The sequence below is a fragment of the Streptomyces sp. NBC_00287 genome (assembly GCF_036173105.1).
In the GTDB taxonomy this organism is placed as follows: Bacteria; Actinomycetota; Actinomycetes; order Streptomycetales; family Streptomycetaceae; genus Streptomyces.
This window is the reverse complement of the sequence record NZ_CP108053.1, coordinates 8,169,154-8,193,129: the sequence shown is the minus strand read 5'-3', so window position 1 is coordinate 8,193,129 and position 23,976 is coordinate 8,169,154. Positions and strand designations below refer to the sequence as shown.

The 23,976-nt window shown below is 69.3% G+C and carries 21 protein-coding genes; 7 read left to right on the top strand and 14 right to left on the bottom strand.

Going from position 1 to position 23,976, the window contains the following annotated elements:
• Window positions 1–3 precede the first annotated feature (3 nt).
• Window positions 4–765, top strand: a complete 762-nt coding sequence (locus OHT76_RS37140; RefSeq protein WP_328875257.1) for an NPP1 family protein — start codon at window positions 4–6, stop codon at window positions 763–765.
• Here OHT76_RS37140 and OHT76_RS37135 read toward each other — a convergent pair whose 3' ends face one another.
• The gene (locus OHT76_RS37135; RefSeq protein ID WP_328875256.1) at window positions 766–1,578 is read right to left on the bottom strand and encodes a DUF3152 domain-containing protein; all 813 of its coding nucleotides are present in this window, start codon (window positions 1,576–1,578) and stop codon (window positions 766–768) included.
• Between the two features lie 139 nt (window positions 1,579–1,717).
• On the opposite strand from OHT76_RS37135, the gene OHT76_RS37130 reads away from it, so the two are divergent.
• The 3 genes from OHT76_RS37130 to OHT76_RS37120 are packed head-to-tail and all read left to right on the top strand — an operon-like array spanning window position 1,718 to window position 4,445.
• Complete coding sequence (locus OHT76_RS37130; RefSeq protein ID WP_328875255.1) at window positions 1,718–2,410, top strand: response regulator transcription factor; 693 nt, start codon at window positions 1,718–1,720, stop codon at window positions 2,408–2,410.
• A 35-nt stretch (window positions 2,411–2,445) separates the two neighbouring features.
• Window positions 2,446–3,879: a sensor histidine kinase gene (locus OHT76_RS37125; protein ID WP_328876717.1), complete on the top strand. Its 1,434-nt coding sequence runs from the start codon at window positions 2,446–2,448 to the stop codon at window positions 3,877–3,879.
• Window positions 3,876–4,445 carry a hypothetical protein gene (locus OHT76_RS37120; RefSeq protein WP_328875254.1) on the top strand — a complete coding sequence of 190 codons (570 nt, stop codon included), beginning with the start codon at window positions 3,876–3,878 and terminating at the stop codon, window positions 4,443–4,445. Before OHT76_RS37125 ends, OHT76_RS37120 begins: the two co-directional genes overlap by 4 nt.
• Here the strand turns inward: OHT76_RS37120 and OHT76_RS37115 are convergent.
• From OHT76_RS37115 to OHT76_RS37090, 6 genes are all read right to left on the bottom strand, one after another.
• Complete coding sequence (locus tag OHT76_RS37115; RefSeq protein WP_328875253.1) at window positions 4,442–5,311, bottom strand: bifunctional methylenetetrahydrofolate dehydrogenase/methenyltetrahydrofolate cyclohydrolase; 870 nt, start codon at window positions 5,309–5,311, stop codon at window positions 4,442–4,444. The genes OHT76_RS37120 and OHT76_RS37115 overlap by 4 nt on opposite strands.
• Window positions 5,312–5,327: 16 nt before the next feature.
• Entirely contained in the window at window positions 5,328–7,766 is a 2,439-nt protein-coding gene (locus OHT76_RS37110) for a GcvT family protein (RefSeq protein WP_328875252.1), read from the bottom strand.
• 237 nt (window positions 7,767–8,003) lie between these two features.
• A complete protein-coding gene (locus OHT76_RS37105) occupies window positions 8,004–8,990 on the bottom strand; it encodes an ABC transporter substrate-binding protein (protein WP_328875251.1) in 987 nt (328 codons plus the stop codon).
• Window positions 8,991–9,003: 13 nt separating this feature from the next.
• Window positions 9,004–11,007, bottom strand: coding sequence for an ABC transporter permease (locus OHT76_RS37100; RefSeq protein ID WP_328875250.1), 2,004 nt, complete (start codon window positions 11,005–11,007; stop codon window positions 9,004–9,006).
• Window positions 11,007–12,095: a quaternary amine ABC transporter ATP-binding protein gene (locus OHT76_RS37095; protein ID WP_328875249.1), complete on the bottom strand. Its 1,089-nt coding sequence runs from the start codon at window positions 12,093–12,095 to the stop codon at window positions 11,007–11,009. The genes OHT76_RS37100 and OHT76_RS37095 overlap by 1 nt, the downstream gene beginning before the upstream one ends.
• Before the next feature lie 20 nt (window positions 12,096–12,115).
• Window positions 12,116–13,585 carry an aldehyde dehydrogenase family protein gene (locus OHT76_RS37090; RefSeq protein ID WP_328875248.1) on the bottom strand — a complete coding sequence of 490 codons (1,470 nt, stop codon included), beginning with the start codon at window positions 13,583–13,585 and terminating at the stop codon, window positions 12,116–12,118.
• Between the two features lie 217 nt (window positions 13,586–13,802).
• Here OHT76_RS37090 and purU point away from each other — a divergent pair, with 217 nt between their 5' ends.
• On the top strand, window positions 13,803–14,675 hold the full coding sequence (gene purU / locus OHT76_RS37085) for a formyltetrahydrofolate deformylase (protein ID WP_328875247.1): 873 nt from the start codon (window positions 13,803–13,805) through the stop codon (window positions 14,673–14,675).
• A 64-nt stretch (window positions 14,676–14,739) separates the two neighbouring features.
• Here purU and OHT76_RS37080 read toward each other — a convergent pair whose 3' ends face one another.
• Window positions 14,740–15,585 carry a 5,10-methylenetetrahydrofolate reductase gene (locus tag OHT76_RS37080; protein WP_328875246.1) on the bottom strand — a complete coding sequence of 282 codons (846 nt, stop codon included), beginning with the start codon at window positions 15,583–15,585 and terminating at the stop codon, window positions 14,740–14,742.
• 3 nt (window positions 15,586–15,588) lie between these two features.
• Window positions 15,589–17,265 (bottom strand): choline dehydrogenase, encoded by a 1,677-nt coding sequence (gene betA, locus OHT76_RS37075; protein WP_328875245.1) that lies wholly within the window; start codon window positions 17,263–17,265, stop codon window positions 15,589–15,591.
• Between the two features lie 202 nt (window positions 17,266–17,467).
• Between betA and OHT76_RS37070 the strand changes: the two genes are divergently transcribed.
• Entirely contained in the window at window positions 17,468–18,214 is a 747-nt protein-coding gene (locus tag OHT76_RS37070; RefSeq protein WP_328876716.1) for an IclR family transcriptional regulator, read from the top strand.
• A 10-nt stretch (window positions 18,215–18,224) separates the two neighbouring features.
• Here the strand turns inward: OHT76_RS37070 and OHT76_RS37065 are convergent, their stop codons facing one another.
• The 5 genes from OHT76_RS37065 to OHT76_RS37045 form a co-directional block, all read right to left on the bottom strand.
• Entirely contained in the window at window positions 18,225–19,355 is a 1,131-nt protein-coding gene (locus OHT76_RS37065) for an aromatic ring-hydroxylating oxygenase subunit alpha (RefSeq protein ID WP_328875244.1), read from the bottom strand.
• Window positions 19,356–19,450: 95 nt separating this feature from the next.
• The gene (locus OHT76_RS37060) at window positions 19,451–20,617 is read right to left on the bottom strand and encodes an NAD(P)/FAD-dependent oxidoreductase (RefSeq protein ID WP_328875243.1); all 1,167 of its coding nucleotides are present in this window, start codon (window positions 20,615–20,617) and stop codon (window positions 19,451–19,453) included.
• Entirely contained in the window at window positions 20,614–20,976 is a 363-nt protein-coding gene (locus OHT76_RS37055) for a bifunctional 3-phenylpropionate/cinnamic acid dioxygenase ferredoxin subunit (protein WP_328875242.1), read from the bottom strand. Before OHT76_RS37055 ends, OHT76_RS37060 begins: the two co-directional genes overlap by 4 nt.
• A gap of 179 nt (window positions 20,977–21,155) precedes the next feature.
• A complete protein-coding gene (locus tag OHT76_RS37050) occupies window positions 21,156–21,785 on the bottom strand; it encodes an MBL fold metallo-hydrolase (protein ID WP_328875241.1) in 630 nt (209 codons plus the stop codon).
• Entirely contained in the window at window positions 21,785–22,870 is a 1,086-nt protein-coding gene (locus OHT76_RS37045; RefSeq protein WP_328875240.1) for an S-(hydroxymethyl)mycothiol dehydrogenase, read from the bottom strand. The genes OHT76_RS37050 and OHT76_RS37045 overlap by 1 nt, the downstream gene beginning before the upstream one ends.
• Window positions 22,871–23,073: 203 nt before the next feature.
• Here OHT76_RS37045 and OHT76_RS37040 point away from each other — a divergent pair, with 203 nt between their 5' ends.
• Window positions 23,074–23,955: a LysR family transcriptional regulator gene (locus tag OHT76_RS37040; protein ID WP_328875239.1), complete on the top strand. Its 882-nt coding sequence runs from the start codon at window positions 23,074–23,076 to the stop codon at window positions 23,953–23,955.
• Window positions 23,956–23,976 lie beyond the last annotated feature (21 nt).

Genomic DNA, 23,976 nt, shown 5'->3' with positions numbered 1-23,976 from the left:
GTGATGCGCAGATCCTTGAGCAAGCTGCTCCTCGGCACCCTCGGCGCGCTGACGCTCGTCGTGGCGGTACCGGCGAGTGCCCACGCCAGTGTCCTGACCCCGCTGCCCCAGAACGCCGACGGTCTGGAGCAGACCTTCTCCCCCGCCTACGACTACGACGGCGACGGCTGCTACACGACCGCCGCCATCGGCGCCGACGGCACGCTCAACCCCGGCCTGCAGCTGGGCGGCGACGTCAACGGCCAGTGCCACGACTACGCCCAGCTGGCGAGTGCCAACACCTACTCGCGGGCCAAGTGCAACAACGGCTGGTGTGCCGTGATGTACGCCAGCTACTTCGAGAAGGACCAGATCACCCTGGGCCCGGCCGCCCTCGGGCACACCCACGACTGGGAGCACGTGGTGGTGTGGGTCAACAACAACGAGGTCCAGTACGTGTCGGTGTCCCAGCACAACACGTATCAGGTGGCGGCCCGTTCGGCGATCCGCTTCGACGGCACCCACCCGAAGATCGTCTACCACAAGGACGGCGTATCGAGTCACTGCTTCCGCTTCGCCAACAGCAATGACGAGCCGGCCGAGAACGCCACGGGCAACTGGTTCTTCCCGCGGCTCGTCGGCTGGAACGGCTACCCGGCCGGATACCGCGACAAGCTCCTGAGCGCGGACTTCGGCTCGGCCAGCATCAAGATCGACGACGGCGACTTCCAGTACGCCCTCGCCTACTCCAAGCCGTCCGGGATCCCGTTCGACCCGTACGCCTGATCAACCAGAGGGAAGGGCCGGTCCTGTCAGGTACCGGCCCTTCTCGTCGTACGGCCAGACATTGGGCGTGCACCCGTGCATGCCCTTGATCTGCTGCATCATCACGGGGGCCGGTTCTCCTGCGCCCGGGCAGCCGACGTGCCCATGGCCGAGGAAGTGGCCCACCTCGTGGTTGATGATCAGGGCGCGGTAGGCGGTGACGTCCTTGGCGTAGACGGGGGTTGCCAGCAGCCAACGCTTGAGGTTCACCATCACGCTCCGGCCCACATTGCAGTTGACCTCGCCGCCGGTGTCCAGGCCGTACTGTCCGCAGATCTCGTCCACGGTGCCGGGTGTCGCGACCTTCACGACGAAGTCGGTCGGGCCGTTCGGCACCCGCTGGAATGCGGAGTGGCCGTCCGCGGTCCATCCGCGTGGGTCGGCCAGGATGCGCTCGACCTGTCGGGCGACTTCCGCGGCAGAGAGGTCGAGGCCGTCCTCGACTTCGACCCGGTAGCGCAGGGGTGTTGCTGAACCTGCCTTGGCGCTCGATCCGGTCGCGGCGGTGAACGTACCCGGTCCCGTGGACGGGATGTCGGGCTCGGCGGAGGGGCTGGGCGTGGGGCTGGGGCTGGGACGGGGGGTGTCCGTCGGCCGGGCGGAGGCTGCGCCGGCCTCGGCGCGCTCGGTGGGAGCGGCGCCGGCTGCGGTGGGCCGCTCGATCCGGTCCACCGCCGCGAACCCGGCCGCCCCCAGGACGGCCAGTGCGGCCAGGCCTCCCCACAGCGGTCCCTTCCGCTTGCTCGGGGACGCGTGTGCTCTGCGCGTGGTCATGGCCGTCAGGTTGTGATCGCAGTGTGATCGAACCTGGCTCAAGCGATAACGAAACGATAACGCGCGATCCTGTGCGGGTTTATATGATCGTCCCGTAACAAAATCCCAGGCGGTCGGGCCTCTTACGGATACTGAGCGCATGCCACGCGTACTGCTGATCGAAGACGACCGCGCCGTGCGGGAGGGAGTCGCACTCGCCCTGCGCCGCCAGGGCCATGAGGTCGCCGCCGCGGAGACCGGGGAGGACGGGCTCGGGCGGGTGCGGTCGTTCCGGCCGGATGTCGTGGTGCTGGACCTGATGCTGCCCGGAATGCCCGGCCTGGACGTGTGCCGTGAGATACGCGCCCTGGACCAGACCCTGCCGATCATCATGGCGACCGCGCGGGGGGACGACGAGGACATCGTCGTAGGCCTTGAGGCGGGAGCCGACGACTACGTGGTCAAGCCGGTGCAGGCCCGGGTACTTCAGGCGCGGATCCGTGCCGTGCTGCGCCGGGCGGCCGGAGCACCCGCCGAGGCCGGCATACCGAAGATCGACACATACGGGGATCTGGCCGTCGACCGGGCCGGTCTCTCGGTCGCCCGGGGAGGCGTGCCGATCGCGCTCGCCCCGTCCGAACTGCGGCTGCTGCTCACCCTGTCCGCCTCCCCCGGCCAGGTGTTCAGCCGGCAGCAGTTGCTGGAGGCGGTCTGGGAGCACAGTTATCACGGGGACGCCCGGCTGGTGGACGCCTGTGTGAAGCGGCTGCGCGCCAAGATGGGCGAGCCGCCGCGCGAGCCGCGCTACATCCAGACCGTGCGCGGCTTCGGCTACCGGTTCGCGGCGCGGTGAGGCGACCCCGGTTCCCGCAACTGCGCGGCCTGCGGATGCGGTTGGTGGTGGCCTTCGCGCTGGTCACCGCAATCACCGCCGCCACCACCGGCGCCCTGACGTTCCGCGAGGCGCGCATCGGCGTGCTCCAGCAGAGCCAGGACACCGTGATCCAGCTCCTGCGCACCCAGGTCGGCCGGCTCGCCGAGGAACTCGCCTTCCCGCCGGGCGAGGACGAACTGCGGCGGTTCGCGACGGACGTGGCCCGCGCCGACCCCTCCGGGACATGGCGGGTCCTGGCCACCTACGACGACCTGAGCGCGACCTCCGCCACGGGCGACCCCTTCGAGGAACTGACCCCCACCCTGCGCGAGGCCGTGCACTCCAGCATGGCGACCGTCTTCCAGCGGGTGGACAGCGGCGACCACACCTCGCTGGTCGTCGGTATGTCGGTCCTGTTCACCTCGATCGACGGGGGCGCCTACCCCTCCGGGGTCAGGGTCTTTCTGACGGTGCCGCAGACCACGGAACGGGCCTACGTCGACGCCCTGGTCTCCGCGGTCGAGCGGGCCACCGTGCCCGCCCTGGCGCTCGCCGTGCTGCTGGCCCTGCTCGCCGCGCGCGGGGTGCTGCGGCCGGTGCGGGCGCTGCGCCGCGCCACCCGGAGCATCGCCGAGGGCCGGCTCGACACCCGGCTCGCCGTCAACGGGTCCGACGAACTCGCCGCTCTGTCGCACACGTTCAACGAGACGGCCGCCGCGCTGGAGGAGTCGGTGGCCGAACTGCGCGGCATGGAGGCGCGGGCCCGCCGGTTCGCCGCGGATGTGTCGCACGAACTGCGCACCCCGCTGGCCGCCATGTCGGCGGTGACCGACGTCCTCGACGAGGACGCCGCCGGGCTGGACCCGGACACCGCCACCGCGGTCCGGCTGATCAGCGAGGAGACCGTGAAACTGGCCCGTCTCGTGGACGACCTGATGGAGATCTCCCGTTTCGACGCGGGCGCCGCGACGCTGCACCTGGACGAGATCGACCTCGCCGAGTCGCTCCGGCGCACCCTCTCCGCGCGCGCCTGGACCGAGCTCGTCGACTGCGAGCTGCCACCGCCCGGCGCCCTGCGCGGCCGAGTCGACCCGCGCCGTCTGGACGTCGTCGTCGCCAACCTCGTCGGCAACGCCCTGCGGCACGGCGCGCGTCCTGTCCGACTGCGGCTCTACGAGGGCGGGGAGCGGCTCGCGGTGATCGAGGTGCTGGACAGCGGGTCCGGCATCCCCGACACCGTGCTGCCCCATGTCTTCGAACGGTTCTACAAGTCCGACGCCGCCCGCACCCGCACCGAGGGCAGCGGCCTGGGCCTCGCGATCACCGCCGAGAACGTCCGGATGCACGGCGGCACCGTCCACGCGGCGAACCGGCCCGAAGGGGGCGCCGTTTTCACCGTACGACTCCCCCTGCCCGGCGACGAGTTGACCCCGGAGAGCGGCTCATGACTCCCCCACGACGATCGGCGCTGTGCCTCGCCGCCCTGTGTGCGCTCACCTCCTGCGGCATCCCCACGACCGGCGTGGTGGAGGCGGGCGGTCCCGCCAGTGGGGTCGTGCCGACGATCCGGGTCTACTTCGTGGTGGCCGACAGCACTCTGATCTCCGTCCCCCGCCAGACCTCCGCGCCGGTCGACGTAGAGAAGGCCCTTGAGATCCTGCTCCTGGGCCCGACCGACACGGAGCGGGGCAAGCTGATCACCACCCAGCTGCCACTGCTCCCGGGCCTGCCCACGCGGGCCCCGGCCGCCCCGGCCACGGACGGCGCCAGCGCCGTGCCACAGGACAGACGCCGGGCCGACCTGTTCCGGGTGACGACGCGGGACGACGGAATCTCCGTCGAACTCGACCAGTCGGCAGGCAAGTTGAGCGACATCGCGGCGGCCCAGATCATCTGCACGGCAGCCGCCGCGCAGCGCGTCGCCGACCCCGGGACCGAACCGGTCCTGGTGAGTGTCACGGGCCCGGACGGCCGGCGCGTCGAGGGAACCGCCGTGCAGTGCCCCGAGGTCTAGCGCGCCATGGCGATGTTCGCGTTCCTCTCGGCGGCCTCGACGACATTGGCGAGCAGCATGGCTCGGGTCATGGGGCCCACGCCCCCAGGCATCGGCGCGAGCCATCCGGCGACCGTGGCGGCCTCCGGGTGCACGTCGCCGACGAGTCCGTGGTCGGTGCGGGTGATGCCGACGTCCAGGACGGCCGCGCCGGGGCGCAGCATGTCCTTGGTGATCAGTCCCGGCGAGCCGGCGGCCGCGATGACGATGTCCGCCTCGCGCACATGCCAGGCCAGGCCCTTGGTTCCGGTGTGGCAGAGGGTGACGGTGGCGTTCTCGCTACGGCGGGTCAACAGAAGCCCCATCGGCCGTCCCACCGTGATGCCCCGTCCGATCACGCACACCCGGGCTCCGGCGATGGGGACGTCGTACCGGCGCAGCAGTTCGACGATGCCGCGCGGGGTGCAGGGCAGGGGGGCCTCGACGCCGAGGACGAGCCGGCCGAGGTTGACGGGGTGCAGACCGTCGGCGTCCTTGGCCGGGTCCATGCGTTCCAGTACGGCGTTGGCGTCCAGGTGTCCCGGGAGCGGGAGTTGGACGATGTAGCCGGTACAGGCCGGGTCGGCGTTGAGTTCGTCGATGACGTCCTCGACCTGCCGCTGGGAAGCGTCGGCGGGCAGGTCCCGGCGGATGGACGCGATGCCCACCTGCGCGCAGTCGCGGTGCTTGCCGGCGACGTAGGCGCGGCTGCCCGGGTCGTCGCCGACCAGGACAGTGCCGAGTCCGGGCGCACGGCCGCCGTCGGCGGTCAACTTGGCCACGCGTTCGGCGAGTTCACCGCGGATCCGGGCAGCGGTCGCCTTGCCGTCGAGGAGTCGTGCGGTCACCGGCGATACCCCTCTGCTAGCCACGAAGACGGGACATGGTCGGGTCGAACAGCGGCTCCTCCGCGACGACCGCCTCGACCCGCCGGTCGAAGTAGCCGATGTGCACGGTGGTGCCGGGGGCGGTGAGTTCCGTGGGCAGCCAGGCGTAGGCGATGCCCTTGCCGATGGTGTAGCCGTAGGCGGCGCTGGTGACGTAGCCGACGGAGCGGTCGCCGTCGTAGACCGGCTCCTTGCCCATGACGACCGCCTGCGGGTCGTCGATGGTGAGGCAGGTCAGCTTGCGTCGTACATCGGCCTTACGGCGCTCAAGGGCCGCCTTCCCGATGAAGTCGTCCTTGTCGAGCTTGACGGCGAAGCCGACGCCGGCCTCGTAGGGGTCGTGCTCGTAGGTCATGTCGGTGCCGAAGGAACGGTAGCCCTTCTCCAGGCGGAGGCTGTTGAAGGCGCCGCGGCCGGCGATGACGCCGCCGAGAGGCTGGGCGGCGGCCCAGAGGGTGTCCCAGAGCTTCTGTCCGAGGTCGGCGGTGGTGTAGATCTCCCAGCCGAGTTCGCCGACGTACGACAGCCGCATCGCCGTCACCGGCACGCTGCCGATGTGGGCGCGCTTGGCGCGGAAGTACTTCAGGCCGTCGTTCGTGAAGTCCTCGTCGGTGAGGGGCTGGAGGACCTTGCGGGCCAGCGGGCCCCACAGGCCGATGCAACAGGTGCCCGGCGTGATGTCACGGGCCTGGACCGTGCCGTCGGCGGGGAGGTGGCGGGTGAACCAGTCGAGGTCGAGGTTGCCGTTGGCGCCGACCTGGAAGAGGTCACGGGCGAGGCGGGCGACGGTGATGTCGCTGCGGATGCCGCCGTCGTGGTCCAGGAGCAGGGTGTATGTCACCGAGCCGACCGACTTGTCGATCTTGCCGGTGCACAGGCGCTCCAGGAAGGCCGCGGCACCGGGGCCGCTGACTTCGAGGCGCTTGAGGGCCGTCATGTCGTACATGGCGACGGTCTCGCGGGTGGCCTGGGCCTCCGCGCCGACGATGGGCGACCAGAACTGCGCGGCCCAGTCGTTCGGGGTGGGTATGGAACGGCCTTCCACCAGGCTCGCGTTGGCCTGGTACCACTGCGGGCGCTCCCAGCCATTGGCCTCCAGGAAGAACGCGCCGTGCTCCTCCTGGCGGGTGTGGAAGGGGCTGGTGCGGATCGGGCGCGGCTTCCCGGACGGCTGGAGGGGGTGGAGGATGTCGTAGACCTCGACGAAGTTCTGGCAGTCGCGGGCCAGGACGTACTCCGGGGTGAGCTGGTGCGGCTCGAAGCGGTTGACGTCGCACTCGTGCAGGTCGAAGGACGAGCAGTGGCCGTCGACCAGCCATTCGGCCATGGCCCGGCCGACGCCCGCGGAGTGGGTGACCCAGACGGCCTCGGCGACCCAGAAGCCCTTGACGTCCGGGGACTCGCCGAGCAGCGGGAAGTTGTCGGTGGTGAAGGAGAACAGGCCGTTGATGCCTTCCTCGACCTTCGCCTCCTTCGTCGCGGGGAGCAGGGACTGGGTCTCGGTCCAGGCGTCCGCGAAGTCGTCCTCGGTGAACTTCAGGACCGACGGCATGTCGGCGGCCTCGTCCACGGAGAGGATCTCGTCGGCGGTGATCGGCATGGGGCGGTGGCCGTAGTAGCCGATGCCGATGCCGTCGTAGCGGTCGCGGTAGTAGAGGTCGGCGTCCTGGTGGCGCAGGATCGGGCGGACGGCCTCCTCGGTCTGGCCGGCGAGGGCCGGTACCGGGCCGGTCCAGGCGAGCTGATGGGCGAGCGGGGTGAGTGGGAGGTTCATGCCCACCATGCGGGCGATCTTCGGGCCCCAGATGCCGGCACAGCACACGACGATGTCGGCGGGGATCTCGCCCTGGTCGGTGAGGACGCCGGTGATCTTGCCGTCGGCCTGCTGGACGTCGAGGACTTCGTGGCGGGCCAGGAAGCTGACGCCTCGCTCGGTGGCCCGGCGGATCTGTGCCTCGACGGCGAGGACGGCCTTGGCGAGGCCGTCGGTCGGGACCAGGAGGCCGCCGAGGACCCTGTCGCGGTTGACCAGCGGGTGCTGTTCGACGCACTCGTCGGGGGTCAGGAGGCGGGCCTCGATGCCCCAGGCGGTGATCCAGCCGTGGCGGCGGTGCAGTTCGGTGAGGCGCTCGGGGGTGGTGGCCACTTCGAGGCCGCCGACCTGGAGGAAGCAGGGCTTGCCGTCGACGTCGAGGGAGCAGAACTTCTCGACGGTGTAGCGGGCCAGTTCCGTCATGGTCTTGGAGGAGTTCGTCTGGAAGACCAGGCCCGGGGCATGCGAGCTGGAGCCGCCGGTGGCGGGCAGCGGGCCCTGGTCGACCACGGTCACTTCGGTCCAGCCTCGTGCGGAGATCTCGTCCGCGAGGGCCGCTCCCACGACGCCCGCTCCGATGATCACCACTCGGGGTCCCGCCATCGCCGCACCTCCGATTGAAAACCAGTCCAGCCGGTTAAGTTGCTTTGTGCGCAACATGGTTCAGGTTGCGCAACTCAATGTGCCTGCCCCGGGGAGGGGGTGTCAAGGGGTCCTTGAGACCGGAAAACAGCCCGAAACACGGCCTGAACCCAGCCCTGGACATGGCAATGCCCGGCGGGCGGTGCACCCCTGTGCGCACCGCCCGCCGGGCATGTCCGACCGGCTGTCGACCCCGGGCTACTTCAGCCAGGCGTCCACCTTGTCGCGGTTGGCCTCGACCCACTTCTCGGCCGCGGCCTCGGGGGTCATCTTGTCCACCGCGATGTACTTCGCCACGACGTTCTGGTCGTCGTTCGTCCAGGTGAAGTTCTTCACCAGGTCATAGGCCGGGCTGCCCGACTCGGCGAACTTCGCAGCGACGATCTTGTCCAGCTTGTACACGGGGTAGTCGCAGTCGACCTTCTCGGGGTCGGCGTCGCAGCCCTCCTTGTACTCCGGCAGCTTGATCTTCTCCAGCGGCACCTCGGACATGAACCACTGCGGCTCGTAGAAGTAGCCGATCACCCATTCCTTGTTCTTCTCCGCCTTGCGGAAGGCCTGGATGAGGGCGGTCTCACTGCCCGCGTACACGACCTTGTAGTCCAGCTTCAGGTTCTTCACCAGGGCCTCGTCGTTGGTGACGAACGACGGGTCGCCGTCGAGGAGTTGCCCCTTGCCGCCGGACTCGGACGTCTTGAACTCGGCCGCGTACTTGTTGAGGTTGTTCCAGTCGAGGATGTCCGGGTGCGCCTTGGCCAGCCACGGCGGCACATACCAGCCGATGAGGCCTTCGTTGCCGGTCGGGCCGGCGTCGACGGCGGTCTTCTGGTCGGTGATGTACTTCTTCTTCAGGTCGTCGTGGCCCCAGTTCTCGACGACGGCGTCGACCTCGCCCGTCCCGAAGCCCTGCCAGGCGATCTCTTCCTTCAGGTCCTTCTTGGTGACCTTGCAGCCGAGGTCGTTCTCCGCGACGTAGGCGAGGACGGCCGCGTTGGCCTCGTAGCCCACCCACGGGTTGACCGCGAGGTTGAAGGTGCCGCACTTGCCGGAGCTGTCCGAGCCGCCGGCGTCCGAGGAGTTGTCACCGACCTTCGCACCGCCGCAGGCGGAGAGGGTCAGTCCGATAACAGCTGCGCCCGCTATGCCGGCCGCGCCGACTCTCCATTGTCTTGCTTGCCTTGCCATGGTCAGTTGCTCCTTATGCGCTGGTGCGTCGCGCCGCTGCCTGAGTGATCCGGTCGAACATGACTCCGAGAAGGACGATGGCCAGCCCCGCGGCAAGCCCCTTCCCGTACAGCTGTCCCTGCGAGAAGCCGGCCACGACGTCGTAGCCGAGAGCGCCTGCCCCCACCAGGCCGCCCACCACAACCATCGACAGCACATAGATGAGGCCCTGGTTGGTCGCGAGAGTCAGGGCGCCGCGTGCCATCGGCAGCTGGACCTTGGTGATGATCTGCCAGGTGTTGCACCCGGCTGAGGTGGCCGCCTCCACGGTGGTGGCGGGCACGTTCCGAACCCCGTCCGCGATGATCTTCATGGCTACGGGAGCCGCGTACACGATCGCGGCGACGATCGCCGTGAAGCGGGTCGCGCCGAACAGCGCCAGGAACGGCACGAGATAGACGAACGGCGGCATGACCTGCGCCGCGTCCAGGGTGGGCCGCATCAGCCGGTCCACCAGCGGGCTGCGCCCCATCCACACCCCGAAGACGATGCCGAGCAGCATCACGAGGACGGTCGCGACGGCGGTGGACGCGAGCGTCGTCATGGCGTCCGACCACACCCCGGTGCCGACGAGCAGTCCCACGCACACGACGGTGGTGATCGCGGCGCGCGGGCCGCCGAGCACCACGCCGAGTCCGATCAGGGCGGCGCCGACGAGCCACCACGGGGAGTCGGTGAGCAGCGACTGGAACGGGTTGAGCAGGCCGTTGGTGATCGCATCACGGAAGGCGTTGGTGAGGCCGGACAGGTTGTCCTGCGCCCAGGTGGTCGCGGTGTCCGCCGCGCTCGCGATCTTGCTTCCGGCCGTGCCCTCGCCGGGGAACTCGGCCGCCCACAGGTAGGTGTGCGACATGTAGACGAGTACGGCCGTGACCGCGGCGCCCGCTCCCAGCAGTGGCCGCCGCCAGGCGAGGAACCGGCCGGACGACTTCCGGGCGGCCTCCTCGCGGGTGCTCGCCGCGGTGGTGACCCGGTCCAGGACGATCGCCATGACGACGATGGCGAGGCCGGCGTTGAAGGCCGTACCGACGTCGAGCGACTGGAGTGCCTGGAGGACGGTCTTGCCGAGGCCGGGCGCGTCGATCAGGGCGGTGATGGTCACCATGGCCAGGGCGGCCATGATCGACTGGTTGACGCCCATCACCACGGTCCGTTTGGACATCGGCAGCAGCACCTTGAGCAGCGCCTGCCGCTGGGTGGCGCCCAGCGAGTCGGCCGCCTCGACGGTGGTCTCCGGCACCGAGCGGATGGCGTGCGCGGTGATGCGGATGGCCGGCGGGGCCGCGTAGATGACGGTGGCGATGGTGGCGGAGGCGGGGCCGATGAGGAAGAACAGGGTCATCGGGGCCAGGTAGACGAAGGTCGGCATCGTCTGCATGAAGTCCAGGAAGGGCGTCACGATCCGGTTGAACCGGTCGGAGAGCCCCGCCCACACGCCCAGCGGGATCGCGAACAGCAGCGCGACGAAGACGGCGGAAAGGGTGAGCGCCAGGGTGTCCATGCTCTCCTGCCACAGGCCCTGAAGCCCGAGGAAGGTGAAGCCGGCCACCGCCAGCAGCGCCACTCTCCAGTTGCCCACGGCCCAGGAGACATAGCCGGTGATGCCGACGACGCCGAGCCAGCCGATCTGCGGGACGGGGCGGGTGCCGGAGGGCTGGGAGATCAGCTCCTGGACGAAGGTCACCAGGTTGTCGATGACCAGCCGGATCTCGTTGAAGAAGTAGAGGAAGAGCGGGTTGGAGTTGCGGTTCGCGCCGATCGAGTCGTTGAGGTCGTTGAACCACCGGTGCAGGTCGGTCAGGTCGGCCGCGGCGAGCGCCAGGGTCTGCTTGCCGCGCAGCAGGGCGAACAGCACCAGCCAGGCGACCAGGATCGCGACCACCATCGTGCGCCGGCTGACCTGGCGGACCCGGGTGACGGGTGGCGCGGGCTTCTCCGTCTGTTGTGTCTTTTCCGGTTTCTCCACGGCGACGGTCATCACGCGCCGCCTTCCTGCCCGGCGACCACCGCGAGGATCTCCTCGTCACCGACGATGCCGAGCAGTTTGCCGTCCTCGACGACCTTGACCGGCTTGTCCGCCGCCAGTACGGCCCGGGTGGCCTCCTTCACCACGACGTCCGGGCCCAGCTCGGGACCGTCCAGGGCGTCGCCGTCCTCCACCGGGCGCATGATCCAGCGCAGGGTGAGGACGTCGCCGCGCGGGACGTCCTTGACGAAGTCGCGTACGTAGTCGTCGGCGGGGGCGCCGACGAGTTCGTCGCCGGTGCCGCACTGGACCATCTTGCCGTCGCGCATGATCAGGATGCGGTCGCCCAGCTTGAGCGCCTCGGAGAGGTCGTGGGTGATGAACACCATCGTCTTGCCGACCTCGTGGTGCAGCCGGATGACCTCGTTCTGCATGTCACGGCGGATCATCGGGTCGAGTGCGGAGAACGGCTCGTCGAAGAAGAGGACGTCGGGGTCGCCCGCCAACGCCCGTGCCAGGCCGACGCGTTGCTGCATGCCGCCGGACAGCTGGTCGGGGTAGGAGTTCTCGTAGCCGGAGAGGCCGACCAGCTCGACGACCTCCAGGGCCCGCTTGGTGCGTTCGGCCCTGCTCATGCCGCGGATCTCAAGACCGAAGCCCACGTTGTCGACGACGCGGCGGTGGGGCAGCAGCCCGAAGTGCTGGAAGACCATGGAGAATTTACGGCGGCGCAGTTCGCGCAGTCGCCTCGCGTCCGCGTCACGGATGTCCTCGCCCTCGAAGACGATCTCACCGGTGGTGGGTTCGATCAGCCGGGTCAGACATCGCACCAGTGTGGACTTGCCGGAGCCGGACAGGCCCATGACGACGAAGACCTCGCCGGGCGCGACCTCGAAGCTGACGTCGCGTACGGCGGCGGTGCATCCGGCGCGGTCCATGAGCTCGCGTCGGGTGAGCCCGCGCAGCTCCTCGGAGGCCGGTACCCGGTCTGCCTTCGGCCCGAACACCTTCCACAGATTGCGCACGGATATGACGGGAGTCCCGTCCGACTCCTGGGGCGTACCGCGCCGCTGCGGCACCTCGGTCTGTGTGGGGGTCACGATCGACCTCTCTTCGGCGTTCAGCCGCGGAACCAGAGCTGCGGCCGGGGTTGGATGTTCTGCCAGATGTGCTTGGGCTCTCGGTACTCGTTCAGGCCGGTCGGTCCCAACTCCCGGCCCACGCCCGAGTGTCCGAAGCCACCCCATTCCGCTTGCGGCACATAGGGGTGGTAGTCGTTGATCCACACCGTGCCGTGGCGCAGCCGCCGGGCGACCCGCTGGGCCTTGCCCGCGTCCTGGGTCCAGACGGCTCCGGCCAGTCCGTACTCGGTGTCGTTGGCGATGCGTACGGCGTCGTCCTCGTCGGTGAAGCGCTCCACGGTGAGCACGGGTCCGAAGGACTCCTCGTGCACCACGCGCATGTCCTGCCGGCACTCGTCGAGGACGGTGGGCGGGTAGTAGTGGCCGCTCGCCAGGGCCGGATCGTCGGGCCGTGCGCCGCCGCAGCGCAGGACGGCGCCCTCGGCGATCCCCGCGGCGACGTACGCCTCGACCTTCGCCAGGTGCTGGGCGGAGATCAGCGCCCCGGTCTCGGCCTCGGCGTCGAAGGGACCGCCGAGGCGGATCTGCCGGGCCCGGCGGACGACCTCGTCGACGAAGCGGTCGTGCAGCGAGTCCTCGACGATCAGCCGGGCGCCGGCCGAGCAGACCTGCCCCGAGTGCAGGAAGACGGCCGTGAGCGCGAAGTCCACGGCCGTCTCGAAGTCGGCGTCGGCGAAGACCACGTTGGGATTCTTGCCGCCGAGCTCCAGCGCCACCTTCTTCACGCTCGCCGCGGCCGTGGCCATGATCCGTTTGCCGGTCTCCAAGCCGCCGGTGAAGGAGACCAGGTCGACGGCGGGGTCCTCGGAGAGCGGTGCGCCCACCTCGGGCCCGGTGCCCAGGACGAGGTTGGCGGCGCCTGCCGGGAGCCCGGCCTCCTCCAGTGCCCTCATCAGCAGGATCGAGGTGGAGGGGGTGAGCTCGCTGGGCTTGAGGACGATCGTGTTGCCGGCGAGGAGGGCCGGGGCGACCTTCCAACTCGCCTGGAGCAGCGGGTAGTTCCAAGGGGTGATCAGCCCGCACACACCGACCGGCTCGTAGACGACGCGGCTGACGGCGTCGTCGCGTCCGGTGTCGATCACCCGGCCGGCGTCGGTGCCGCCGAGCCCCCCGTAGTAACGGAAGCAGGAGACGACGTCGGCGATGTCGTACTCGCTCTCCACCAGCCGCTTGCCGGTGTCCAGCGACTCGGCGCGGGCGAACTCCTTGCCGTCGCGCTCCATGATGTCGGCGGTCCGCAGCAGCAGCGCGCCACGCTCGCGCTCGGGGGTGCGCGGCCAGGGCCCCTCGTCGAAGGCGCGGCGGGCCGCGGCGATCGCCGCCTCGGCGTCCGGACGCGTCCCTTCCGCAACGGTCGCCGAGAGCGTGCCGTCAGCGGGGCAGCGGATCTCGCGGAGGCCTCCGGCCACCGGATCCCGCCATGAACCGTCCACATACAGGTGTGCCACGCGCCAAGCCCTTCAGCTGAAATGCGTTGCGCATCATGCATTCAATTGCTTGTGGTGGAACACCCTGGCGAATGTGCAGACATACGTCAAGAGGTTCGCGGATGACGATTTCACCTTGTGGGCACTTGCCTGGTCGCCCTTGACCGCAAGCGGCGACGAGCCGACCATGTTGCGTATCGCTCACCTTGTTGTGCAATACGCACCGACGGAGGCCGTCATGTCCCCTCGTCCTCAGCCTGGCCGTGAGTACGTCCTCACCCTCTCCTGTCCCGACAGCGTGGGACTCGTCCACGCGGTGAGCGGCTTCCTCGTCCGGAACTCCGGCAACATCCTCGAAAGCCGGCAATTCGATGATCGACTCCAGGGCCGCTTCTTCATGAGGGTCCACTTCGACGTTTCCGACCCAAACGCCGATCTGGAAACTCTGCGTTACCGATTCGGTCCAGTGGCGGAGGCCTACCGGTTCTCCTGGACCCTGTGGGACGCCTCGACGCCGACCCGGACGCTCATCATGGTGTCCAAGTTCGGCCACTGCCTCAACGACCTGCTCTTCCGCCGGCGCACGGGCTCCCTCAACATCGAGATCCCGGCGATCGTCTCCAACCACCGCGACTTCGAGGGGCTCGCGGAGACCTACGGCATCCCCTTCCACCACATCCCGGTCACCAAGGACACCAAGGGCGAGGCCGAGGCGCGGCTGCTGGAGCTGGTGGGCGAGCTGGACATCGACCTGGTCGTGCTGGCCCGCTACATGCAGATCCTCTCCGACGACCTGTGCAAGCAGTTCGAAGGCCGGGCCATCAACATCCACCACTCCTTCCTCCCCAGCTTCAAGGGCGCGCGCCCTTACGAGCAGGCCTACGACCGCGGGGTGAAGCTCGTCGGCGCGACGGCGCACTACGTCACCTCCGATCTCGACGAGGGGCAGATCATCGAGCAGGACGTGGTCAGGGTGGACCACTCACTCGACCCGGGCGAACTGGTCACGGTCGGACGGGACGTCGAGGCACAGGTGCTCGCGCACGCGGTGAAGTGGCACAGCGAGGGTCGCGTGATGGTCGACGGCCACCGCACGGTGGTCTTCCGCTGAGCACTTCTGTATACGGACGCCGGACGGGCAACTCAGCCCTTCCGGCGTTTGAGGACGAGGCCGTTCAGGCCGAAGGGGGGTCAAGCCGCTCCAGTACAGCTCTGCGCCATCGCTCGGTCTCGGCGATCTGGTTGAACGTGAACAGGTGCAGTCCCGCCACCCCCGCCGAAGGCGCAGTGAGGGCCTCCTGGGTGCGCGCCAGCAGCCGGTCGGGCGAGTAACCACCCGGCGCCGCGAACCGCAAGAACCACGACGCGTGCTTCGTCAGGAAGCGCGTCGACTCCCCCACGCCGATCTTCGTCGCCATCGCCAGCAGCTTCGCCCGCTGCACGGGCCCCGCCACGCCCAGGTGGACGGGCAGGGTGACGTCCCGCCGCCGTATCCGGGCGAGCCACTCCCCCAGCACGCGCGGGTCGAAGCAGAGGTTGCTCACGATGTACGTGGCGTGCTCGCGCTTGTCCCACATCGCCTGGATGGTGAGGTCGTCGTCGATGAGGGGGTGGCTCTCCGGGTAGCCGGTGACGCCGACGTGGGCGAAGGGGCTACCCAGCTCGCTGAGCCGCCGTAGCACCGGCAGCGCCCCGTCGTAGGGCCCGGCCGGCGGGTCGGCGTCGCCCGCCGGTACGAACACGTCGTCCACGCCCGCCTCGCCGAGCCGGTCGACGACGTCCTTCAGGTGCGCGTCGTCCCGCAGCAGCCGCGCGGGCACATGCGGGACGACGCGGTAACCGTGTGCCGCGAGCCGCACGGTGAGGCCGAGGGTCGGTTCCAGGCCCTTGACCGGCGACGCCGTCACGGTGACGACGACGTCGCGCGGCACATGGGCGAGGACCTTCTCCTCGGTCGCCTTGGCGGGCAGCACCTCGTAGCGGACGCTGTCCAGCAGCGTCCGGAGCCCCGAGCCGCCCAAGGTCTACTCGGCCCGCTTCTCGGCGTCGCGGAGGCGGTAGTAGGCGGCCTTGGAGGCAGGCAGCGGCTCCTTGCCGAGGATCAGGTCGGCGGCCTTCTCGGCGATCATCATCACCGGGGCGTAGATGTTGCCGTTGGTGACGTACGGCATCACCGACGCGTCGACGACACGCAGGCCCTCGACGCCGTGCACGCGCATGCTCTCCGGGTCGACGACAGCCATCTCGTCGGCGGAGGGGCCCATCTTGCAGGTGCAGGACGGGTGCAGGGCGGTCTCGCCCTCCTTGGCGACCCAGTCGAGGATCTCCTCGTCCGAGTCCACCTTCGGCCCGGGCGAGACCTCCCCGTCGTTGTACGGGGCCATCGCGGGCTGACTGAGCAGCTTGCGGGCGACGCGGATCGCCTCGACCCACTCACGCCGGTCCTGTTCGGTGGAGAGGTAGTTGAAGCGCAGCGCCGGGTGCTCGCGCGGGTCCTTGCTCTTGATTTTCACCGAGCCGATCGCGTCGGAGTACATGGGACCCACGTGCACCTGGTAGCCGTGGCCGCCGGCCGGCGAGGAGCCGTCGTAGCGGACCGCGATGGGCAGGAAGTGGAACATCAGGTTGGGGTAGTCGACATCCTCGTTGCTGCGCGCGAAGCCGCCGGCCTCGAAGTGGTTCGTGGCGGCCGGGCCCTTGCGGAAGAGCCACTGGAGCCCGATGAAGGGGGCACGCCACTTCGCCATGTACGGCTGCATGGAAACCGGCTGCTTGCAGGCGTACTGGACGTACACCTCCAGGTGGTCCTGCATGTTCTCGCCGACGCCCGGGAGGTCGTGGACGACGTCGATGCCGAGGGCGCTCAGTTCCTCCGCGTTGCCGACGCCGGAGAGCTGGAGCAGCTGCGGGGAGTTGATCGCGCCGCCGCACAGAATGACTTCCCTGGCACGGACCTGCTGGAGGGCACCCCTGCCGCGCTGATACTCGACACCGACGGCCTTCTTGCCCTCGAAGAGGACGCGGGTGACCAGAGCACGCGTCTTGATCGTGAGGTTGGGGCGCTTCTTGACCGGCTTGAGGTACGCCTTGGAGGCCGACAGCCGGCGTCCGCGGTGGACGTTGCGGTCGAACTTGGCGAAGCCTTCCTGCCGGTAGCCGTTGACGTCGTCCGTGGGGGCGTAGCCCGCTTCTTCGGTGGCCTTGAGGAAGGCGCCGAACAACGGATTGGTCGCCGGGCCGCGTTCCAGGACGAGGGGCCCGTCATGGCCTCGGAACTCGTCGTCCGGATCGGCCGCCAGACAGTTCTCCATCCGCCGGAAGTACGGCAGACAGTGCGCGTAGTCCCAGGTCTCCATCCCGGGGTCGGCCGCCCAGCGCTCGTAGTCCATGGGGTTGCCGCGCTGGAAGATCATGCCGTTGATGCTGCTGGAGCCGCCCAGCACCTTGCCGCGCGCGTGGTACACACGCCGGCCGCCCATGTGGGGCTCGGGCTCGGACTCGTACTTCCAGTCGTAGAAGCGGCTGCCGATCGGATAGGTCAGCGCCGCGGGCATCTGGATGAAGACGTCCCACGGGTAGTCGGAGCGGCCGGCCTCCAGAACCAGTACCCGGTTCGCCGGGTCCGCGGAGAGCCTGTTCGCCAGTGCGCTGCCGGCCGATCCGCCGCCGACGATGACGAAGTCGTATTGCAGGGGAGCCATGATGCCTCGTCTCGCTCGCGCCGTAGATACGCGAGGCATGCTAGTACCAGTATCGCTATACGCACCAGGTTGCGAGCCACGCAACTTACGAGCCCCGGGTTTCGCCCCTGTTACTTGCGATGGTGTTGTTTACTGCGCGTATAGTTTCGTTGTGAGCAACCACAGCCAAGACACCGAAACGTCAAATTCGCAGTCCGGCGGAGTGCAGTCGGTCGACCGCGCCATCAGCGTCCTGGAGATCCTGGCCCAGCGCGGCGAGGCAGGGGTCAGCGAGGTGGCCGCCGAGATCGATGTTCACAAGTCGACCGCGTTCCGCCTGCTCGGCGCCCTGGAGGTGCGTGGCCTGGTGGAGCAGGCGGGCGAGCGCGGAAAGTACCGCCTCGGGTTCGGCATCGTACGCCTGGCCGGTGCGGTCACGGGACGCATCGACATCACCCAGCAGGGCCGTCCGGTCTGTGAACAGCTCGCCGAGGAGATCGGCGAGACCGTCAACATCGCCGTGATGCAGGAGCACTACGCCGTCAACCTCTACGAGGTGCGCGGCCCGGGAGCCGTCAGCGCGTACAACTGGGTCGGCCAGCTGACCCCGCTGCACGCCACCTCCAGCGGCAAGATCCTGCTGGCCCACCTGCCTGCCAAGGAACGCGCCGAACTGCTCGCCGGGGCCGGCCTGAACAAGGTCACCCCGCGCACCATCACCGCGAAGACGAAGCTCGAGAAGAACCTCGCGGAGGCCCGCGAGCGTGGCTACGCCTTGGCCCTGGAGGAGCTGGAGATCGGCCTGCACGCCATGGCCGCGCCGGTCCGCGACCGGGACGGCCAGGTCATCGCGGCGCTCAGCGCCTCCGGACCCTCGTACCGCTTCACCGAGGAGCGCCTGCACGAACTCTCCCCGGTACTGCTCAAGGGCGCGGAGGAGATCAGCCACCGGATGGGCCACCTGGGCTGACCGGCCCCGGTCACTGTCCGCCGGTGCCCAGGCGTTCGTTCACCCAGTCGTGGAAGGCGCCGATGTGGTGCTCGCTGGGCACCAGCACACCGCCCTTGGCGTACATGCGGGAGCTCATTCCGGGCTGCGTGCGCTCGCAGGCGTCGAAGTCCTGGCGGTTGACCCGGTCGAAGAGTTCCACGGACCGGCTGACGTCCTTGCCGCTCTCGACGACGTGCGGGAGGTAGAGCCAGTCGCACTCGACGATCGTGCGGTCGACGGCCACCGGGTACATCCGATGGAAGATCACATGGTCGGGGACGAGGTTGATGAAGACCTGGGGCCTGACGGTGATCGCGTAGTAGCGGCGGTCCTGGTCGTCGGCGACCCCGGGAATGCGGTCCAGACCCTCGGAGCCGTCCACGGTGAAGCCCTGAACGTCCTCGCCGAACTCGGCGCCGTGACCCACGTAGTACTGGGCGGCGTAACCGTCCGCGAACTCCGGCAGCACCTCCGTCAGTTCGGGGTGGATGGTCGCGCAGTGGTAGCACTCCATGAAGTTCTCGATGATGAGCTTCCAGTTCGCCTGCACGTCGTAGACGATCCGCTTGCCGACGGAGAGGTTCTCGATGTCGTAGTGCTCGATCGACTCGACGTCGCCGAGGCGGGCGACGACGTCACCGATGACGTCCTCGTCGAAGTCGGGCGGGCTCTCGGCGAGGCAGACCCAGACATAGCCGAGCCACTCACGGACGGCCACGCTCACCAGGCCGTACTCGGTGCGGCCGATGTCGGGCATCTTGGTGAGGTTGGGCGCGGCGACGAGCTTGCCGTCCAGGCCGTACGTCCAGGCGTGATACGGGCATTGGAAGGCCCGCTTGACCTCGCCGGTCTCCTCGGTGCAGAGCTTGGCACCCCTGTGCCGACACACGTTGAAGTAGGCGCGGATCGAGTTGTCCCGCGCGCGGGTGACGAGGATGCTCTCGCGGCCCACGTCGACCGTGCGGAAGGCGCCGGGCTTCGCCAGTTCACCGGCGCGGGCGACGCAGAACCACATGGTCTCGAATATGCGCTCCTGCTCCTGGGTGAAGATCGCCGGATCCGTATAGGAGGAGCCGGGGAGAGTGGCGATCAGGCTGTCCGGCAGGCTGGTCGAGGTCACGGTGCACTCCTCGGGAACGTCGTGGTAGGGATCGGTCAACTCGGTATCGGGTCGCGGGGAACTGCGCGACAAGCCCCCACCGGCCCGCGGGTGAATCACCGCGATCCCGGCACAGCCAACTGCTTGCGCCAGCGGACAAAAAGCCGAGGCTGGTTCATCCCAAGAACGGCGACCGGCTCCCCGGCACGCCGATAGACGGCCAGGACATTACGGTCGCCAACAGCACCTTCCTCGACCGTCACACTGTCGGAGACACCCGCGTGACCGGCGAACTGGATCTTCACGCCGTACTGGTCCGACCAGAAGTACGGCGGCCTGGGCACACCGGGTTCCAGCGCACCCCCCGCCAGCAGCGTGGCGACGGCCGCGTCGGGGCGTTCCCGCGCTCCGGTCCAGTGCTCGACGCGGCGGTGAGCGCCCAGGCGGGGGTCGTACCAGTTGGCACAGTCCCCGACCGCGACCACCCCGGCCAGGCTGGTGCGGCCGTCGGCGCCGCACTTGACGCCGTTGTCGAGTTCGACGCCGGAATCTTCCAGCCACTCGACGCACGGGCGTGCCCCCACACCCACGACGACGATGTCGGCGGGGATGCTGCGGCCGTCCTCCAGCAGGACGGCGTCGACGCGGGTCCCTCCGCTCAGCCCCTTGACTCCCACGCCGCACAACAGCCGTACACCGTGGTCCGTGTGAAGGGCGGAGACGATGCCGCCCATGGTCTCGCCGAGGGGTCCGGCGAGCGGTGTCGGGGCCACCTCGACGACCGTCACGTCGAGGCCGAGGGCGTACGCGGTGGAGGCGACCTCGGCGCCGATGAAACCGCCGCCGATCACCACCAGCCGTCCGCCCAGGGCCAGTTCGTCGCGCAGGGCGCGGGCGTCGTCCAGGGTGCGCAGGGCGTGCACTCCCGCGAGCCCCTCGCTGCCGGGCAGGGTGCGTGCGGCGGCGCCGGTCGCGATGACGATGCCGTCGGCGCGGACCTCCCGTCCGTCGGCGAGCCGGACGGCGCGCCGGGTACGGTCGAGTCCGTCGGCGCGGGTGCCGAGCAGCCACTCCGCCCGCAGGTCCTCGTCGTCCGCCTCCAACGCGAGGTCAGCTTCGCCGAGGGTGCCGGCCAGGAACTCCTTGGACAGCGGCGGCCGGTCGTACGGGCGGTGGGTCTCGTCACCGATGACCACCAGCCGCCCGTCGTAGCCCTGCTTGCGCAGCGAGCGCGCCGCTGACAGACCGGCCAGCGAGGCGCCCACCACAGCCACGGCCTTCACGCGGGACCCGCGGCGAGCCGGGACGCGATGCAGGGCGGCAGGTTGGGGGCGTCCGTGGACACCCTGACGTAGATCATGCCGTCCTCGACCAGGACCTCGTGCGTCCGGACCGGGAGCTTGGCGGGCGGGGCGTCGACGGCGCCGGTCCTCAGGTCGAACTTCGAGGCATGCAGCGGGCATTCCACCTCGCAGCCCTCCAGCCAGCCGTCGGCGAGCGAGGCGTCCTGGTGGGTGCAGGTGTCGTCGATGGCGAAGACCTCGCCGTCGTCGGTGTGGAACACCGAGACCGGCGGATCCATGTCGAGCCGGTAGGCCTCACCTCGCGGAAGATCCGCGAGACGGCACGCGGGAATCATCATGACACCTCGGTGCGTATAGCGAAACGGATTGCGGTAAGCGCAACATCAGTCTGAGGTCGCCCCGAACCCTTGTCAAGAAGTTCAGGAGCCGAGGGACCCCGTCGACGATAGTTGCTTGTTACGCAACAGTGTGCGCAATGTAAAACAGCAGGCGAAGCTGCCGAACGCCTGCCGGACGGTCAGAAACCCCGGTCGATCCACTCCTGGAGCTGCGGGGCCTCGGCGGAGACGGTGGTCGTCTCTCCGTGTCCGGTGTATACGACGGTGTCGCCGGGCAGGCCGAGCAGCCGGCCCCGGATCGAGTCGATGATGGTCGGGAAATGGCTGTACGACCGCCCCGTCGCCCCCGGCCCGCCCGAGAAGAGCGTGTCGCCGCTGAAGAGGGCGGTGAGGGCCGCTGTATACAGACAGACCGCACCGGGCGCGTGGCCAGGGGTGTGCAGCACGGTCAGTTCGACGCCCGCCACGGTGAGGACCTGACCGTCGGTGAGTTCGCCGTCGGGGGTCCGGTCGGGGTGGGTCTGCTTCCACAGCGGCAGGTCGTCGGCGTGGAGCAGGATCGGGGCACCGGTGCGCGCCGCGAGCTCGGGGGCGGCGTCGATGTGATCGTTGTGGGCATGGGTGCACACGACGGCTTTGAGCCGACGGTCACCTACCGCCTCGGCGATGGCGTCGGCATCGTGGGCGGCGTCGACGACGATCACCTCACGGTCGTCGCCGACGATCCACACGTTGTTGTCGACGTCCCACGTGCCGCCGTCGAGAGTGAACTGCCCAGAGGTGACGAGGCGTTCGATGCGGGCGGCCATCACAGCACCACCACCGAGCGCAGGACGTCGCCGCCGTGCATCCGCTCGAAGGCGTTCTCCACCTCGTCGAGCGCGATGGTCTCGGTGACGAAGGCGTCCAGGTCGAGGCGGCCCTGGAGATAGAGGTCGATGAGCATCGGGAAGTCACGAGAGGGCAGGCAGTCGCCGTACCAGGAGGACTTCAGCGACCCGCCACGGCCGAAGACGTCCAGCAGGGGCAGTTCGAGCTTCATCTCCGGGGTGGGGACACCGACCAGGACGACCGTGCCGGCGAGATCGCGGGCGTAGAAGGCCTGCTGGTACGTCTCCGGGCGGCCCACCGCCTCGATGACGACATCGGCGCCGAAGCCGCCGGTCAGCTCGCGGATCGCCTCGACGGCGTCCGCTTCCTTGGAGTTGACGGTGTGGGTCGCCCCCAGCTTCTTGGCGGTCGCCAGTTTCCGGTCGTCGATGTCGACGGCGATGATCTTCGCCGCGCCCGCCAGGTTCGCCCCGACGACCGCCGCGTCCCCGACGCCGCCGCAGCCGATGACCGCCACGCTGTCGCCGCGGCCGACGTTGCCGGTGTTGATCGCGGCGCCGATGCCCGCCATCACCCCGCAGCCGAGCAGTCCGGCGGCGGCCGCCGACGCGGCCCGGTCGACCTTGGTGCACTGTCCGGCCGCGACCAGCGTCTTCTCCGCGAAGGCGCCGATACCCAGCGCCGGAGACAGCTCGGTGCCGTCGAGCAGGGTCATCTTCTGCTTGGCGTTGTGCGTGCTGAAGCAGTACCACGGGCGTCCGCGCAGACAGGCGCGGCACTGTCCGCACACGGCACGCCAGTTCAGGATGACGAAGTCACCGGGCACGACATCGGTGACGCCCTCCCCCACCGACTCCACGACACCCGCGGCCTCATGGCCCAACAGGAAGGGGAAGTCGTCGTTGATACCACCCTCGCGATAGTGCAGATCGGTGTGACAGACCCCGCAGGCCTCGATCTTCACCAGCGCCTCCCCCGGACCGGGGTCGGGCACGATGATCGTCTCCAGGCTGACGGGGGCACCCTTGCCCCGCGCGACGACAGCACGGACCTGATGCGTCATGGCCACTCCTCGGCTGGTACGAGACCTGAGTCAGATGTTGCTCATTGCGGCACGCATCTCGCGTGTCGCAACACAGCATCGGGGAGGGTCACCTGGGGGTCAAGGCTCCCGGACGCGGTCGGCCGGAAGCAGCCGGAGGAAACCCGGGCCACACGGCGGCCCGCCGACCGGTGATAGCGTTGCCTGGAATTTACGGAGACCCGATGGAACGACGCCAGCTGGAATACTTCATCGCCGTGGTCGAGCACGGCGGATTCACAGCCGCGGCCATTGCACTCCATGTTGCCCAGCCCTCGCTTTCCCATGCGATCCGCACCCTGGAGCGCGAATTCGGCGGAAAACTCTTTCATCGCCTCCCGCACGGCGTCGCACTCACCGCGGCGGGCGAGGCACTGGTCCAGCCGGCACGGCAGGTGCTGCGCGATCTGACCACGGCCGGTTCCCTGGTCCGTGAAGTCCTCGGGCTCAGCGGCGGCCGGCTCGACATCGTCTCCCAGACGACCCTGTCGGTCGATCCGCTCGCCGGCATGCTGGGGCACTTCCATCGCGTGCATCCGAAGGTCTCCGTACGCGTGGTCGACCCGGAGCAAGGCCCCGCCGTGGCGCACATGGTCGCTGCCGGTCAGTGCGAACTCGGCCTGGTGGACGCCTCGGTGCCCACGGCGGACCTGCGCGGGATGGACCTGCCCGAGCAGGAGATGCACGTCGTGCTGCCCCCGGACCACCCGCATCCGCCGGGCGCCACCATCACCTCGCGCGAACTGGCCGCGCTGGACCTGATCGTGACACCGCCGGGCACCGAGACCCGGGCGGCGGTGGACGACGTGTGCACCGCGCTGGGCGTCCCCCCGAGGATCGTGGTGGAGACCGCGCACCGCGCGATGATCGTGCCGCTGATCCTCTCGGGCGTGGGCGCCTCACTCCTGCCCGGCTCCATGGCCCGGGACGCCGCGCTGCGCGGGGCCCGGATGCTGTCCAACCGGCCACGGCTGTTGCGCCACGGCCGGCTGGTCTGGCGGTCGGGCCCGCTGTCCCCCGCCGCCCAGGCCTTCGTGGACCTGGCGGCCGCACCCGCCGAGGCCTGAACCCCGCTGCCGGTATAGAAG